Consider the following 15,158-nt stretch of genomic DNA (forward strand, 5'->3'; position numbering starts at 1 on the left):
TAATTGAGATTTATATGAAATATTTTTGATGCTGAGGATTCTAATGATTGCCAGCCTTTAAATGTTGCTCCACATCGCTGAATATGGACATGTAATCATCTTCAATACTGGTCTTAAAAACAGAGAGTTTATCTGTTAACAATGCAAGTTGTGGTTCGGTAAAAGGACTGTCCCACAGGCGCATACAAATGCGGTTCAGTGCATAGGAGATGTTTTCGATTTTTTGGTAACTAAAGAGGTACCTGCCGGAAATAAAGCTATTCAGGAATTTAAAGAATACCCTTGTATCTGGTACACCACTTTTTTTCAGAAAAGAATCTATTGCTTGTTTATTAGCCTGGGCTAACTGCTCGTAAAAAGTATTGATGTTAACCGTTCCATGGATGGTTAACAAATGATCTAGCACCAGTTCAAGACCAATATGGGCTAAGAAAAAAGGCTTAACAGGACTGTCTTTAAGTGCAGGTAAGATAATTTGTTTTAAATTATTGGTATGCAGTTTAAAAAACGCTGAGGAATGAAAAACAGCATCTACTGCAATGTGCCGGCTCCATCCAATAAGGATAGAATTTTCATCCGCATCGGATTCAAAAAGATGTTTTTCTTTTAATGGGTATAAGTTGCTGTCTTTCTGTGCGTTCTTTACAAAATCTGGCAAAACGACCCCAATTACCATGTTTGCATCATGATTGTCTCTTTCAAAATAAAAATGCGACAAAAAGTTCATTGCCCTAAAAGTAGCTAATTTTGTTCAGTTTAAGCGTTTTTGAGGCGTATTGAATTTAAAGGATAACATAGGTTTTCCTATATTTGCGGCAAAAGGATATAAGAATGACCAATTTCGTTGAAGAGCTACGCTGGAGAGGCATGTTACAGGACATCATGCCGGGTACTGAAGATAAATTGAATGAAGGAATGACCTCAGGTTATATAGGATTTGACCCTACTGCTGATTCACTGCATGTAGGACATTTAACTCAGATCATGACACTTATTCATTTTCAACGTGCCGGACATAAGCCATATGCATTAGTAGGCGGAGCTACCGGTATGGTAGGTGATCCTTCCGGTAAATCTGACGAAAGAAATCTTCAAACCGAGGCCATAGTAGAACATAATCTTGCCGGGATGAAAAAACAACTTTCTAAGTTTTTGAAATTTGAAGCAGCAGGCAATGGTGCGGTGATGGTAAACAATAATGACTGGTTTAAAGATATGAACCTGTTTACTTTTATCAGAGATGTAGGTAAACACATTACTGTAAACTACATGATGGCAAAAGATAGTGTTAAAAGAAGACTGGAAGGGGATTCCGGACTTTCTTTTACCGAATTCTGCTACCAATTGATTCAGGGTTATGACTTTTACTATTTGTGGAAACACCACAATTGCCTGGTGCAAATGGGTGGTTCGGATCAATGGGGTAATATTGTTACCGGAACAGAACTCATCAGAAGGAAAGATGGAGGTACTGCTTTTGCGGTGACTACCAACCTGATCAAAAAAGCTGATGGTACTAAGTTTGGTAAAACGGAAAGCGGAGCAGTATGGTTAGATGCAGCAAAAACATCGCCTTACAAATTCTATCAGTTTTGGCTTAATGCTTCTGATGATGATACCAAAAAATGGATCAGAATTTTTACGCTTAAATCGCGTGAGGAAATAGAAAGCCTTGAAGCAGAGCACGACACTGCACCGCATTTGCGCGTGCTTCAAAAGGCATTGGCAGAAGATATAACCATCAGAACACATTCCGTTGAGGCATTGGAAACTGCAATTAAAACTTCTGAATTTTTATTCGGTAATGGTTCATTGGAGTTTTTCAAAACGCTAAGTGAGACTCAGGTTTTAGAGATATTTGAAGGGATCCCTCAGTTTGAAATTTCAAAATCGGAGCTGGAGCAGGGAATTGATGCTGCTACATTGCTTGCTGAAAAATCGAGTGTTTTTGCTTCTAAAGGAGAAGCTAAAAAATTGATACAAGGTGGCGGAGTATCTGTAAATAAAGAAAAGGTTGGTGATGCCCAAGCAGTTTTTAATACTGAAAATCTATTGAATGATCAGTTTATCATTGTTCAAAAAGGTAAAAAGAATTACTACCTGATAATCGCTAAGTAATTAGAAAGCTAATTTACCAACAGGTTACAGCCTCTGATATCAGCGTTGTCAAAACGGCCCAAAACCTCAAAAGATCCATCGTCAAATACGCGGCCCAGGTCCTGGGTCGCTATAAAAGAACAGGAATTGATGTTAGCAAGGTCGATAAGATTGATTCCTCCTGTTTTGTTGTTTGCGATAAGACTCAAAGGATCATTGGTATCCCTAAGGTTGATCTTCATCCAGGGTGGACAATTAAATATTCCATTTCCGTAAGAATAGGCTTGCGATAAAAGCTCCGTCATGCCGTATTCGCTATGGATGGCATTTACGCCAAAGCCATTCTGAAGTATTTCGTGCAGTCCTTCTCTCACCATTTCTTTCCTTTTTCCTTTCATGCCACCAGTTTCCATAACAATCAGTTCGGGGAAATTTATTTTGTACTGCTCAACGAAATCAAGCAGGGCATAGGTAACGCCAATCAGAATTGTTTTCTGTCCAGAGGCTTGCAGCTGTTTTAGTTTTTGGAACAAATCATCATGATTGTGCAAGAAGTAGCCACTGTCTTTATGTTTGCTTTGTTTTAGCAGCGCATCAACCATGTAGATCAAAGACGACCCATCACGTTCCAGATAAGAAGGCAGCAGGGCAAGAAAACAAGTTTGTTCGGGTTTGCTGTAAAACTGTTCAAAAGCAAGGTTAAAGCTTTGTTCGTATACTTTAACGTCGGTAACCAAATGTCTGCTTTGCGACATACCTGTAGTGCCTGAACTGCTAAAAATAATCTCCGTTTCGTCAGCAGAACTTAGTACCTCATGACTTTTAAAAAAGCTGATCGGCAAGTAAGGAATACGATCTGATGAAGATATCTCCTGGGGCCTAATCCTTAGATGAGATATGTATTCACGATACACTGAACAATTTTTGGCCTGATGTTTAAATACTTCAAGGGATGCTTTTTCAAACTGTTCTTTAGTCTCAATAGAGAAAATTTGCCTGATTAAATCTTTCACGTGTGCAAAAATACACAACAAAGATTTAATTAAGAATTGGTTTTCTTGATTAGAACAGCTTTTCTGAAATGATAACCACAAAAGCCACTTACCGCTGCAATAAATGCACCTAACAAAGCGCTTAATGCCAGTACCAATATCCATGAATTTACACCCAGCATACCCGCTACTCTTAGCGCTAAAATATTGTTGTTAGGTAGACTTTTGAATAAAGCCATTCCTGTCCACAAGAGCAGGATCGCAAAAAATGGCGACCATAGAGATATTTTTCCTGTTTTACCGATTAAGCCACATGTCGCAAATGAAATCACTACGATTATCCACCAGGGTAAAACCATTTGAAGTAAATAAGAGGCTATTAAAATTACAATAAATACCATGATGCTATTTTTTGGATATTTTTAATTTAGAGATTATTTTGGCCGATGGGTCGTCAACAGATTGCATAAAGAAAAGATCATATAGCGCTCCGCTGGCCCAGGTGTCGATCATATTGTCATAGAATTTACTTCCGGGATTGCCCGATTGTCCACCCGGAAATACGCCATGTCCCCTAGGTGTTTTTCCCAATTCAACCACCATTCTCCATGATGGGCCATTGCTTTCGCCTAATGCATCTATGGTCATTTTACCACCACCAATCATTAAGGTTTTAGAACCAAAGCCTGGTATTTTTGCCAGGTGGGGAACATTGCTGTGTTTAAAGTTAGCCCATTGCCATCTTTCACCAATAGGCCCATATTTTCGTTCCAGGCTATCACATGAATACTTAAAGGCTTCATTTACAAGATCACTCAATGTCTCTTTCTCTGGTGTCTTAATATTGTCGACCCATTTAGAGTCTGGTTGCGTTAAAATCAGCTGGACGGTTCTGTCTCTGGAAGGATAGCGCATTGGAACACCATCAACACTAAATTCGTCATCCCAGATGTTGTATTGAATACGCTTGGTCCAAAGATCAAAAATACTTGCTGCAACTTCTTTTGCATCGTAGTGTTTATTCCAGGCAGACACCAAAGAGAATCCTTCTTTTTGTGTTGCATTTAACTTGCTGCCATCTACCAAAGGTAAAATGGCCGGTAAAATATTTTGAGCATGAATGCTGTAAGTGTCCGTCTGCATCGTTCTGATGCTGTCGGCAGTGGCGTTAGTCATAACCGCTAATCTGTCGTTTATGCGTTTTGCCCGCTCATACGGACTAAACTCCCAGTTAATGTAGTAAGGGTAAGTTTGGTCAGTTGATGATTGATTGGCCGAGCTCACAAAATTTCTTGGAGGGTTTTTAACAGTAGGGTTTTGAGAAGCAGGAATCCATCCTTGCCAATCATTTTTAGGATCAGAGCCGTCCATAATAAATTTACCCTGATCTTTCCACTTTAGTGGGAATTTGCCATTTGCTGTAATGGCGATATCATTATCAATCGAAGCGAATACAAAGTTTTGCGCTGGAGCGGTATAATAAGTAAGTGCCTTGCGGTAATCGTTATAGTTTTTGCCTCTGTTTAGTAAATAGAAAGTTTTAAGCTCATTAGATTTATCATGAGCAATCCACCTTAGTGCATTACCAATAGGAATATTCTTAGCTTTAGAAAACTTTTCGGGCTTTTGCAGATAAACTACCGGACCCTGGTGCGTATAATAAACCGTATCAATTTCAGTTTTGCTGCCCCTTATCAGAATTTTTTCAAGTCGGGTTGTCGTATTTTTCCACTGGTTATTATACCAATAGCTTTTATGGGTATTGTCTTTGAATTTGATCTCATAAAAATCCAGCACATCTGCAGCCACATTGGTAACTCCCCAGGCAATATTTTGGTTAAAGCCTATAATAACGCCGGGTGCTCCTGGTAATGATACGCCATAACTATTTAATCCCGGAGCGTGAAGCTGGATCTGGTACCAGATAGAAGGGAGGGTTAAATCAAGATGCGGATCGTTTGATAAAATAGGGTAGCCCGATGCTGTTTTTGCCCCTGATATCGCCCAGTTATTACTTCCAATTCCCTCTTCTTTTTGTTTGGTTTCTATATTCCCTGTTACCATTTCCTTTAAAGCATCAGCAGGAGGCGTAGGTATTGGCAACGGATTAAAATCCCACTTGGTGCCCACAGGGATAATCGGATCTTCTTTAAAAGGGTAGTCTGGAAATAAATCCTTAACCACATCAGTGCCAAATTTCTTTCTGATATTGGTCATGTAAAATTCGTCGGAACCCATGGCTAGCACTGCCGACATCTGTTTTAGCAACAATGCGCATTTTAATGGCGTCCAGTCCTCCGGTTTAAAATCTAATAGCTTGTATTCAATCGGCAGGCTTGCCTGAGATAAAGAATGGATATAGTCGTTAATACCGGCGGTATATGCCAGGATCATTTCTTTTGATTTAGGATCGGCCATCATTCCTTCCATGGATTTCTCAGCACCGTAAACCATACCCATCCGGCGTTGATATTTGTCAAGCGCTATGGCCTTTTTGCCTACCACTTCAGATATGCGTCCTGCCGCAAAACGTGTTTGGAAGTCCATTTGCCATAAACGATGCATTGCCGTTACGTAACCCTGAGCATAATAAACATCATGATCGTTTTGCGCAAAAATATGCGGAATCATCCTGTCGTCGAATGCGATATCAACATTTTGAAATGTAGCTTTTAAAGTGATTTTTCTATTGGGATTTACTGTGGTTTTTTCTGCGTTTTGCCAAAAACCGGTAAAGGGATTCAGAAATCTAAGAAGAGGAGGAGTATCACCGAATTTTGTATTGAGAGCATATGTTAATAGTATTGGTATAACAATGCAAATGAGGGCTTTTATTTTATTCATCATAGCTCAGTTAAAGGCACATCAAAAACATAAATGAAAGTATTTGGTTGTTACTTCCTTTGAATTTAAATTGACTTTGCAAGTTAGCATAAAAGTTAAATCAATTGCAATCAAAATCCGATTTTGGCAATGAAATATTCATCAAAATTGGATTTGGAAAATTAAATTAATGTATTATATTTATAATAAATTAACCTTATATAAATTAACTGCATGAATAAAACTTTTACTAAAGCAATCTTTGCATTTTTATTGCTATGTATTACCGCGGTGGTAGCGCAGGCACAAAATGTAACCATTAGTGGTTCTGTTTCCGATAAAGCCACTAAGGAACCAATACCAGGTGTTGGGATTACTGTCAAAGGAACTACAATAGCCACAGCCACCAATATGAGTGGTAAATACACACTTACAGTTAAGCAAGCCGCTCCATTTACAATCGTTATTTCTTATGTTGGATATGCCTCAGTTGAGAAGGAAGTTACAGGAAATACCTCGAATCTGGACTTTGAGATAGAAACTGCCGCAGTTTTAGGTCAGGAGGTCGTTATCTCGGCATCCAGAACTCCGGAGCGAATCCTGGAGTCCCCGGTGTCTGTAGAGCGAATGGGTCCCGCCGTATTAAAGGAACTTTCTGCGCCTTCATTTTATGATGCCCTAACCAATATGAAAGGCGTTGAGATCAGTGCACAGAGTTTAACTTTTAAATCGATAAATACCAGAGGGTTTAATTCAAATGGCAATACCCGTTTTAATCAGCTTGTTGATGGAATGGACAATCAAGCGCCGGGATTAAATTTTTCTGTGGGAAATATTATAGGTATTTCAGATCTTGATCTGGATAACGTAGAGTTATTGCCTGGAGCATCTTCAGCACTATATGGTGCGGGTGGTATCAGCGGCACCATGCTTATGACCTCAAAAAGCCCTTTTGATTACCAGGGAGCAAGCTTTTCTTATAAGTCTGGAATTAACCATGTTAATGATAACAATACCGGAAATCAGCAGTATAACCAGTTGGATGTACGTCTAGCAAAAGCCTGGAATAACAAGTTCGCTGTAAAAGCTACTTTCTCATTCCTTCAGGCAAAAGACTGGCAGGCAGATAATTATAGCAACTTTGATCGTAATGGTCGTGCGTTTAAAGCAGGAGACAGGGCATCAGATCCGGCTTACGATGGTATAAACGTTTATGGTGATGAAAGCTCGCAAAATATGAGAAGTATAGTTCAGCAAAGCATTGAGCCTACTATACGGGCTGGTATCTTAGCAGCATCTGGTGGTGCATTCAATCCAAAAACGGTGCTTGATAATCTTGATCCGGGAACAAGCTATCCTGCGTATCTGAATTTTATAAATACAAATGTTCCGGCCCCTTTACGCCCTGCGGTAGCTGGTCAGTATCTGCCATTCTATTTCGGACTTAAAAATCAAACCATTCTTCCGAATCAGGAAGTAACAAGAACAGGCTATAATGAAAACGCACTGGTTGATTATAATACCCAATCGCTTAAAACTTCCGGATCGTTACACTACAGATTTACACCTACAATAGAAGGTATTGCCCAGATAAACTGGGGAACGGGTACTTCAGTATATACCGGTTCAGATCGTTACTCATTGCGTAACTTTAGCATCGGGCAATACAAATTAGAATTAAAAGGACAGGATTTCTTTGTAAGGGGTTATACCACACAAGAACGCTCGGGTGATTCGTATATCTCCTCTATTTTAGGAGCATTCATTAACGAAGCTTCAAAAACATCACAAACATGGTATCCTCAATACATCAGTACATACATAGGAGCAAAATTGACTACTCCGGGAATTACTGATGCACAAGCTCACGCAGCTGCAAGAAATATTGCAGATCAGGGCCGCTTTGTACCAGGCACCCCTCAGTTTGAGGCTGCAAAAGATAAAATTGTAAACAGTACAATTGCTTCCGGAACAGGTGCGAAATTTGACGATAAAACCAATCTGTATCACTATGAGGGAATGTATAATTTTTCAAATGCACTTAATAACGTAGTTGAATTGCAGGTTGGTGCTTCATATAGAATTTACCAATTGCGTTCGGGAGGAACTATTTTTGATGACCTTAACGATAAAATTGATATAAATGAATATGGTGCATTTGCCCAGATCGCTAAAAAAATGTTTGATGATAAATTCAAACTGGCTGTATCTGGCAGATATGATAAAAGCTCTAATTTTGATGGCCGCTTTACGCCGAGAGTATCAGGAGTACTAACAATAGCTCCAGATAATAATATCAGGGTATCATATCAAACTGGTTACCGGAATCCAACTACCCAGAATCAATATATTGATTTATCGGTAGCAGGTGGTTTACAAAGGCTTATTGGTGGTATCCCAAGTATGCTGAATAAGTATAACATGCTTACAACAGATATTCCTTATACTGATGTAAGTTATCGTGCATTCCTTGCATCCGTAGCTACTGGAGCACCTAATCCAACTTTGTTAAAACAATACAATTTTGATCCAAGAGGAGTTCGTCCTGAGAGCGTTCAAGCCTACGAAGTTGGTTATAAAGGATTGTTAGGGTCAAGGTTCCTGATAGATGCCTACGCTTATTACAATACCTATAAAAATTTCATTACAGCAGTTGATGTTTTTCAACAAAATGACGATAATTCCTTCTCTAAATTTGGAGTGCCTGTAAACGCAACAGGTAAAGTAACTTCTTATGGAGGTGCATTGGGATTGGATTATTTAATAGGTGGATATAACTTAAGCGGTAACGTATCTTACAACAAATTAGGCGATCTTCCTGCAGATTATATCAATGATTTTAACACGCCTGAAGTTCGTTATAATTTGGGTCTTGGTAACAAAGAGATCATTAAAAACTTTGGTTTTAATGTTAATTACCGCTGGCAAGATAAGTTCTACTGGAATTCATCATTTGCTTCAGGAGATGTTCCTTCATTCAACACAATTGATGCTCAGGTTAACTTAAAAATACCTTCGGTGAAATCAATGGTTAAACTTGGAGGTTCAAACATTTTAAATAAATATTACTTTACTTCTTATGGTAACCCTTCAATAGGAGCACTTTACTACATAGGATTTACATTTAACCCATAAAATCAAATTAGCACAGCTCTACATCAATTAATTAGTTTTATAAAAGAGCCCTGATAGTAATGTCAGGGCTCTTTTTATGCGTATATTTTTATATGATAATAATCCTTTGGTTTTAATAGAAAATTTAACACTTTAGTATGTACAGAATACACGATCTATTACATGATCAAAAGGGGAGCAAAATTTTACTAAAGCGATTTTTCATGGAAGAAAATAAAGAAACAATAAATAATATAATTACTAAGGAAATTGTTGAGGAGCCAGTTCAGCATTTAAACAATCCGGTAACGGATATAAAACCAATAGTTAAAAAATATCTTAGTCCGGTACAAAGCGTTACTACAATCGGGAATAAGTTTTTCTTTGCTGATGGAGATGCTAAAGTCGAAATCAGAGTAGTAAGCGACGAAATTATTAGGGTTAGACTGGCACCACACGGTGTTTTTCTGGATGATTTCTCTTATGCAGTTCCGGTGGTAGACCAAAAGGTAACCACATTTAAATTAGAAGAACTGCCGGATTATTATGCGATATCTACAAATACCGTTACCTGCAAAGTAAGAAAGAACGATTTCCACATTTCATTCACAGATAATCTGAACCAGAGGGTGATGAGTGAAGATGCTACACCAATGCATTGGGAAGAAAATATAGAATTTGGTGGTTACTATGTATATGCCACTAAGAAATGCGGGGCAGAAGAGAATTTCTTTGGTCTTGGTGATAAATCCGGAAACATGAACCTTAGAGGACGTCATTTCCAAAACTGGAATACCGACGCATACTCATTTGGATGGGATCAGGATCCATTGTACCGTACCATTCCTTTTTATGTTGGCGTAAACGAGCAGGCAGCTTACGGTATTTTCTTCGATAATACCTTCCGTTCTTATTTCGATTTTGGGAAGGAAGACAATTCGAAAACCAGCTTCTGGGCAGATGGTGGTGAATTGCAATACTATTACATCCACGGGCCGCATATGATGGACGTGGTAAAAAGATATCAAACCCTAACAGGAACTCATCCAATGCCTCCAAAATGGGCCTTAGGTTATCACCAGTGCAGGTGGAGTTATTACCCTGAAAAGAAGGTTAAAGAAATAGCAGAAGGCTTTAGATCACGTAATATTCCTTGCGATGCCATTTATCTGGATATCGATTATATGGATGGTTACCGTTGCTTTACCTGGAACAAAAGCCATTTCCCTGATCCTAAAAGGATGATTAAGGAACTGGCAAACGATGGTTTCAAAACCGTTGTCATGATAGATCCGGGTATTAAAGTCGATGATAACTACTGGGTATTTAAAGAAGGTAAGGAAAACAATTACTTCTGTCGCCGTAGCGACGACTATTTTATGGAAGGTCATGTATGGCCGGGCCGATGTCAGTTCCCTGATTTTACCAACCCAACTGTAAGAGAATGGTGGGGTAACCTATACAAAGAATTAGTAGATATAGGTGTTGCAGGAGTATGGAACGATATGAACGAGCCGGCAGTATTTGGTTCGGGAACATTTCCTAACGATGTAAGACATAACTACGATGGTTATAGAGGTTCGCACCGCAAAGCCCATAATGTTTATGGTATGCAGATGGTACGCTCAACTTACGATGGCTTGAAAAAGCTAATGCGCAATAAACGTCCGTTTACCATTACCCGTGCAGGATATTCAGGTATGCAGCGCTATGGTTGTGTGTGGACCGGTGATAACGTAGCTACATGGGAACATTTAAAAATTGGCAATATCCAATGTCAGCGTATGTCAGTTTCAGGCGTGCCTTTTTGTGGAACCGATATAGGAGGTTTCAGTGGAGAGCCTGATCCGGAATTATTTACAAGATGGATCCAGTTGGGTACCTTCTCTCCGTTTATGCGTGCACACTCTGCCGGCGATACTGCCGAAAGAGAACCATGGAGTTTCGGAGAGCCATATACCAGCATCAACAGAACATACATTGAATTAAGATACAGGCTACTTCCTTATCTGTATTCGGTATTCTGGGAGCATCACCGTTATGGTTTTCCAATTTTAAGACCATTGGTAATGCTGGAGCAAGAAAATATCAGCAATGGCTACCGTCAGGATGAGTTTACATTTGGTGATAAAATATTGGTTTGCCCTGTTTTAGAGCAGGGTGCAGCATCCCGTATGGTTTATCTGCCAAAAGGAAAATGGTATAACTTCTGGACGCATGAAGTATTAACCGGAGAGAGCGAGCATAGCATTGCTACACCTTTAGATCATATGCCATTGTTTGTTAGAGCAGGCTCCGTAATTCCGGAATATCCTGTAATGCAATATGTTGGCGAAAAGGACATTGATGAAGTATTGCTTAATGTTTATTTTTCTGATTATGAAGTGAATTCGTTCTTATACGAAGATCATGGTGATACATTTGCTTATGAGCAGGACATCTATTCAGAGAAGAAGTTCAGTGTAAAAGGAACGCAGTACGCACTAACTATTGAGCAGTCGAGAAGTGGGTTGTATACTCCTAATTACGAACTGTATAATTACAACATCGTTGGCCTACCGTTTAACGTAAATAAGATCACGGTTGACGATCATGAAATCACCGATTATACGTTGGATGAGCTTAATTGTTTGCGTTTTAAATCAAATAAAAATTTCACAGCAATAAAAATCTATAATTAATGGAAGTGCTTGCTTACAGTTTATTTAGCGATTTTGATATCTCATTATTTATTTCAGGCAAGCATTTTCGGTTGTATGAGAAATTTGGTGCACACCTTATACAACACAATAAAACCGATGGAACTTATTTTGCTGTCTGGGCACCAAATGCCCAGGCAGTAAATGTTACCGGAAATTTTAATCAATGGAACAAAACTTCGCACCAGCTTAACAGACGATTAGATTCTTCTGGAATATGGGAGGGTTTTATCCCAAACATTGGTAAAGGCGAAGTCTATAAATACGCTATTAAAGGCTTTGATGGCAGCGATATAGAAAAAGGAGATCCCTTTGCTACCAAATGGGAGCATCCACCAAGAACTGCTTCTATTGTATGGGATACAGATTATACCTGGAAGGATAAAACATGGCTCAATAAGCGCCCAAAAGCAAATGCACTGAATACACCTATGTCGGTTTATGAGGTACATCTAGGCTCATGGCAGCGCGACCCATCGGAACCAAAAAGGGTTTTAACTTACAAAGAAATAGCGGTAAGCCTGGTGCCTTATGTATTGGATATGGGCTTTACTCATGTAGAGCTGATGCCTATTATGGAGTATCCGTATTACCCATCATGGGGCTATCAGATTACAGGTTATTTTGCAGCAAGCTCCAGGCATGGAACTCCGCAGGAGTTAATGTTTTTGATAGAGGAACTGCATAAAAACAATATCGGTGTGATCCTGGATTGGGTTCCTTCGCATTTTCCAGGCGATGCCCATGGACTTTTCAAGTTTGATGGTACCCATTTGTATGAGCATGCCGATATGCGCAAAGGGTTTCATCCCGATTGGAAATCATACATCTTTAATTACGATAGAAACGAGGTGCGGTCTTTCCTGATCAGTAATGCATTGTACTGGTTAGATAAATTCCATGCTGATGGACTACGTGTAGATGCTGTGGCATCCATGCTTTATTTTGATTTCTCCAGAAAGGCCGATGAAGCCGCTACCAACGAGTTTGGAGGCAGCGAGAACCTTGGCGCAACGTTATTCCTTAAAGACCTTAATGAAGCTGTGTATGGTGCCTTTGAGGGAGTACATACCATTGCAGAAGAAAGCAGTACTTATCCGGGGGTAACACATCCGGTATTTGCCGGCGGACTAGGCTTTGGAATGAAATGGATGATGGGCTGGATGAACGATACGTTAAAATACTTTAAAAACGATCCACTTAACAGGAAATACCACCACCATCAACTCACTTTTAGCATTACTTATGCCTTTAGTGAGAACTTTATGCTGCCTTTTTCTCATGACGAGGTAGTGCATGGCAAATCTTCAATGATTTATAAAATGCCAGGCGATGAGTGGCAAAAATTTGCCAACCTGCGTGTGCTATATGCGTATATGTTTACCCAACCAGGTACCAAGTTACTTTTTATGGGTAATGAGTTTGCTCAAACACATGAATGGGATTTTAAGAACTCGTTAGACTGGCACCTGTTACAACATCCTCCTCATTTGGGAATGCAGAAAACCGTTAGGGCCATCAATAAGCTTTACAAATCTGAGCCGGCGCTATATGAACACAGCTTTTCGCATGAGGGCTTTGAATGGATCAATGCCGACGATGCCCAGCATTCGATTTACATTTACCTTAGGAAAGGTTTAAAGGCAAAAGATACGCTTATTGTGATCCTGAATCTTACCCCTGTTTTCCGCGAAAACTACCTTGTAGGTTTGCCATTTAAGGCTAAATGGAAAGAAATATTCAATACTGATGCCGAAGAGTTTTTTGGAAGCGGAAAGTTGAATGAGGCAGTTTTGCTGCCATTAAAAGAGAACTGCCATGGTCGGGAGTATTCTATTTCTTTAAATATCCCTCCATTGGGGGCATTGGTTTTAAAGCAGGCTAAATAATCTTTTTTCAATATTTTATTATAACTCGTTAATGGCTAATATACATTTTTCAGAAGAAGGTAAACAAGCAGAGACTCCTCTTAAGAAAGCGAACTACAAATCTTTTATCATATGGATTGGTATAATTGTGGTTTTAGGTATTGGTTTGTTTATTTGGGCACCATGGTCTTCAGGCTTGTACAAGAAATATGCGATCAGCAAACAAATGTCGGTAACAGAGCGTGGTGAAAGTGCCGGAGTGCTTAATAAAGCAGCTGAACTATATAACTCCGGAGATTACACTGCTGCACGTAAAATCATGCAAAGAGAATATATGAGTAACCCGCAGGATCCATTGCTGTCTTATTATTTTTCTATTACGCTGATAAAGAATTCTCAGGAACACGAGGCAAGAACCGTACTTAAGAAATTGTACGAAGGAGATTCGGCATTTAAGTACGATGCTGCCTATTATGTGGCATTGAGTTATATCAAACAAGACAACAAAAAAGAGGCCTTAATTTGGTTATCCAAGATCCCACAGGGCACCCCGAATTACCAAAAAGCGAAAGAGCTTTCGGGTAAATTGTAATCTAAATAAGAATAAATTCTAGAGGATTTTTTGATGTGATAAACAAGATCACAACACTTAACTAAATTCAGTGTAATCATATTTGTGTTTTATATTAAACTTTCAATAAGTTTTGAAAGTTTAATAATTTGTTCTTACATTTGATTTATGAAAAGCTTAAAAAACCACTTGATCCTTTTTGATGCAGAATGCCCTATGTGCAAGCTGTATACTAAAGGTTTTACTAAGGTTGGAATGCTTGATCCGACAGGAGCACAACCTTATCAGAACATGCCTCAAAACGTTTGTCCTTATGTGGACCAGCAAAGGGCAGTTAATGAAATTGCATTGGTTGATACCGAAACAGGGCAGGTAACATACGGCATAAACAGTTTGTTTAAAGTGCTTGCAAATTCAATCCCGCTGTTGGGACCCTTATTTTCTCTTAAACCTTTTATCTGGATAATGAGTAAGGTATACGCTTTTGTATCTTACAATAGAAAAGTAATTATACCTGCAGAAATTACAAAAGATAGCTTTGCAATCCAGCCTACTTTTAAATTGAGATATCGCATTACTTATTTAGCATTCACCTGGTTTATAGCCAGTTTTATACTTACACATTATGCGGGTTTATTAAAGGAGCTGATGCCTGTTGGGGATGCCTACAGAGAGTATTTTATTTGCGGCGGACAAATTGTTTTTCAGGCAATTGTGGTAAGCATTATGGCATGGGATAAAAAGTGGGAGTACCTGGGTAATATGATGACGATATCTTTTGCCGGATCTTTATTGCTCTTACCTGCTTTGTTGATGGCTAAGTTTTTGGTATTGCCAGCGCTTTTTTATGCAGCTTATTTTATGGGAGTGGCAGGCATTATGTTTCTGGAACATTTTAGAAGAATGGGCATTTTAAAGTTAGGATATATACCTACCTTAACCTGGGTGCTGTACAGAATAATTGTCCTTTTACTGATCCTTTTTATTTAAAGAA

10 protein-coding genes are annotated in these 15,158 nt (G+C 39.0%); 6 read left to right on the forward strand and 4 right to left on the reverse strand.

Translation table 11 applies throughout. The features are described from left to right. Positions 1-40: 40 nt before the first annotated feature. The gene (locus tag AC6CH7_RS02805; RefSeq protein ID WP_498261240.1) at positions 41-727 is read right to left on the reverse strand and encodes an ACP phosphodiesterase; all 687 of its coding nucleotides are present in this window, start codon (positions 725-727) and stop codon (positions 41-43) included. A gap of 104 nt (positions 728-831) precedes the next feature. Here AC6CH7_RS02805 and tyrS point away from each other — a divergent pair, with 104 nt between their 5' ends. Continuing rightward, positions 832-2,118 carry a tyrosine--tRNA ligase gene (gene tyrS / locus AC6CH7_RS02810; protein WP_498261241.1) on the forward strand — a complete coding sequence of 429 codons (1,287 nt, stop codon included), beginning with the start codon at positions 832-834 and terminating at the stop codon, positions 2,116-2,118. 8 nt (positions 2,119-2,126) lie between these two features. On the opposite strand, the gene AC6CH7_RS02815 is transcribed toward tyrS, so the two are convergent. Genes AC6CH7_RS02815 through AC6CH7_RS02825 form a run of 3 tightly spaced genes read right to left on the reverse strand, consistent with a single transcriptional unit; the run spans position 2,127 to position 5,936 of the window. Further along, a complete protein-coding gene (locus AC6CH7_RS02815; RefSeq protein ID WP_498261242.1) occupies positions 2,127-3,110 on the reverse strand; it encodes a LuxE/PaaK family acyltransferase in 984 nt (327 codons plus the stop codon). Between the two features lie 29 nt (positions 3,111-3,139). Then, positions 3,140-3,490 carry a hypothetical protein gene (locus AC6CH7_RS02820; RefSeq protein ID WP_498261243.1) on the reverse strand — a complete coding sequence of 117 codons (351 nt, stop codon included), beginning with the start codon at positions 3,488-3,490 and terminating at the stop codon, positions 3,140-3,142. Between the two features lie 4 nt (positions 3,491-3,494). Further along, on the reverse strand, positions 3,495-5,936 hold the full coding sequence (locus AC6CH7_RS02825) for a penicillin acylase family protein (RefSeq protein ID WP_498261244.1): 2,442 nt from the start codon (positions 5,934-5,936) through the stop codon (positions 3,495-3,497). A 210-nt stretch (positions 5,937-6,146) separates the two neighbouring features. Between AC6CH7_RS02825 and AC6CH7_RS02830 the strand changes: the two genes are divergently transcribed. The 5 genes from AC6CH7_RS02830 to AC6CH7_RS02850 all read left to right on the forward strand — a co-directional run bounded on the left by AC6CH7_RS02830 (position 6,147) and on the right by AC6CH7_RS02850 (position 15,154). After that, positions 6,147-9,047, forward strand: coding sequence for a TonB-dependent receptor (locus AC6CH7_RS02830; protein ID WP_498261245.1), 2,901 nt, complete (start codon positions 6,147-6,149; stop codon positions 9,045-9,047). A 203-nt stretch (positions 9,048-9,250) separates the two neighbouring features. Continuing rightward, positions 9,251-11,707 (forward strand): glycoside hydrolase family 31 protein, encoded by a 2,457-nt coding sequence (locus tag AC6CH7_RS02835; protein ID WP_498261246.1) that lies wholly within the window; start codon positions 9,251-9,253, stop codon positions 11,705-11,707. Continuing rightward, the gene (gene glgB / locus AC6CH7_RS02840; RefSeq protein ID WP_498261247.1) at positions 11,707-13,614 is read left to right on the forward strand and encodes a 1,4-alpha-glucan branching protein GlgB; all 1,908 of its coding nucleotides are present in this window, start codon (positions 11,707-11,709) and stop codon (positions 13,612-13,614) included. The genes AC6CH7_RS02835 and glgB overlap by 1 nt, the downstream gene beginning before the upstream one ends. A gap of 31 nt (positions 13,615-13,645) precedes the next feature. Beyond that, complete coding sequence (locus AC6CH7_RS02845; RefSeq protein WP_498261248.1) at positions 13,646-14,185, forward strand: tetratricopeptide repeat protein; 540 nt, start codon at positions 13,646-13,648, stop codon at positions 14,183-14,185. Positions 14,186-14,332: 147 nt separating this feature from the next. Beyond that, a complete protein-coding gene (locus AC6CH7_RS02850; RefSeq protein ID WP_498261249.1) occupies positions 14,333-15,154 on the forward strand; it encodes a thiol-disulfide oxidoreductase DCC family protein in 822 nt (273 codons plus the stop codon). Positions 15,155-15,158 lie beyond the last annotated feature (4 nt).

The sequence above is a fragment of the Pedobacter sp. GQ55 genome (assembly GCF_059758925.1).

Coding starts and splice junctions, on each gene's coding strand:
- AC6CH7_RS02805 (WP_498261240.1), bottom strand. CDS start 727: ATGAACTTTTTGTCGCATTTTTATTTTGAAAGAGACAATCATGATGCA.
- tyrS (WP_498261241.1), top strand. CDS start 832: ATGACCAATTTCGTTGAAGAGCTACGCTGGAGAGGCATGTTACAGGAC.
- AC6CH7_RS02820 (WP_498261243.1), bottom strand. CDS start 3,490: ATGGTATTTATTGTAATTTTAATAGCCTCTTATTTACTTCAAATGGTT.
- AC6CH7_RS02825 (WP_498261244.1), bottom strand. CDS start 5,936: ATGATGAATAAAATAAAAGCCCTCATTTGCATTGTTATACCAATACTA.
- AC6CH7_RS02830 (WP_498261245.1), top strand. CDS start 6,147: ATGAATAAAACTTTTACTAAAGCAATCTTTGCATTTTTATTGCTATGT.
- AC6CH7_RS02835 (WP_498261246.1), top strand. CDS start 9,251: ATGGAAGAAAATAAAGAAACAATAAATAATATAATTACTAAGGAAATT.
- glgB (WP_498261247.1), top strand. CDS start 11,707: ATGGAAGTGCTTGCTTACAGTTTATTTAGCGATTTTGATATCTCATTA.
- AC6CH7_RS02845 (WP_498261248.1), top strand. CDS start 13,646: ATGGCTAATATACATTTTTCAGAAGAAGGTAAACAAGCAGAGACTCCT.
- AC6CH7_RS02850 (WP_498261249.1), top strand. CDS start 14,333: ATGAAAAGCTTAAAAAACCACTTGATCCTTTTTGATGCAGAATGCCCT.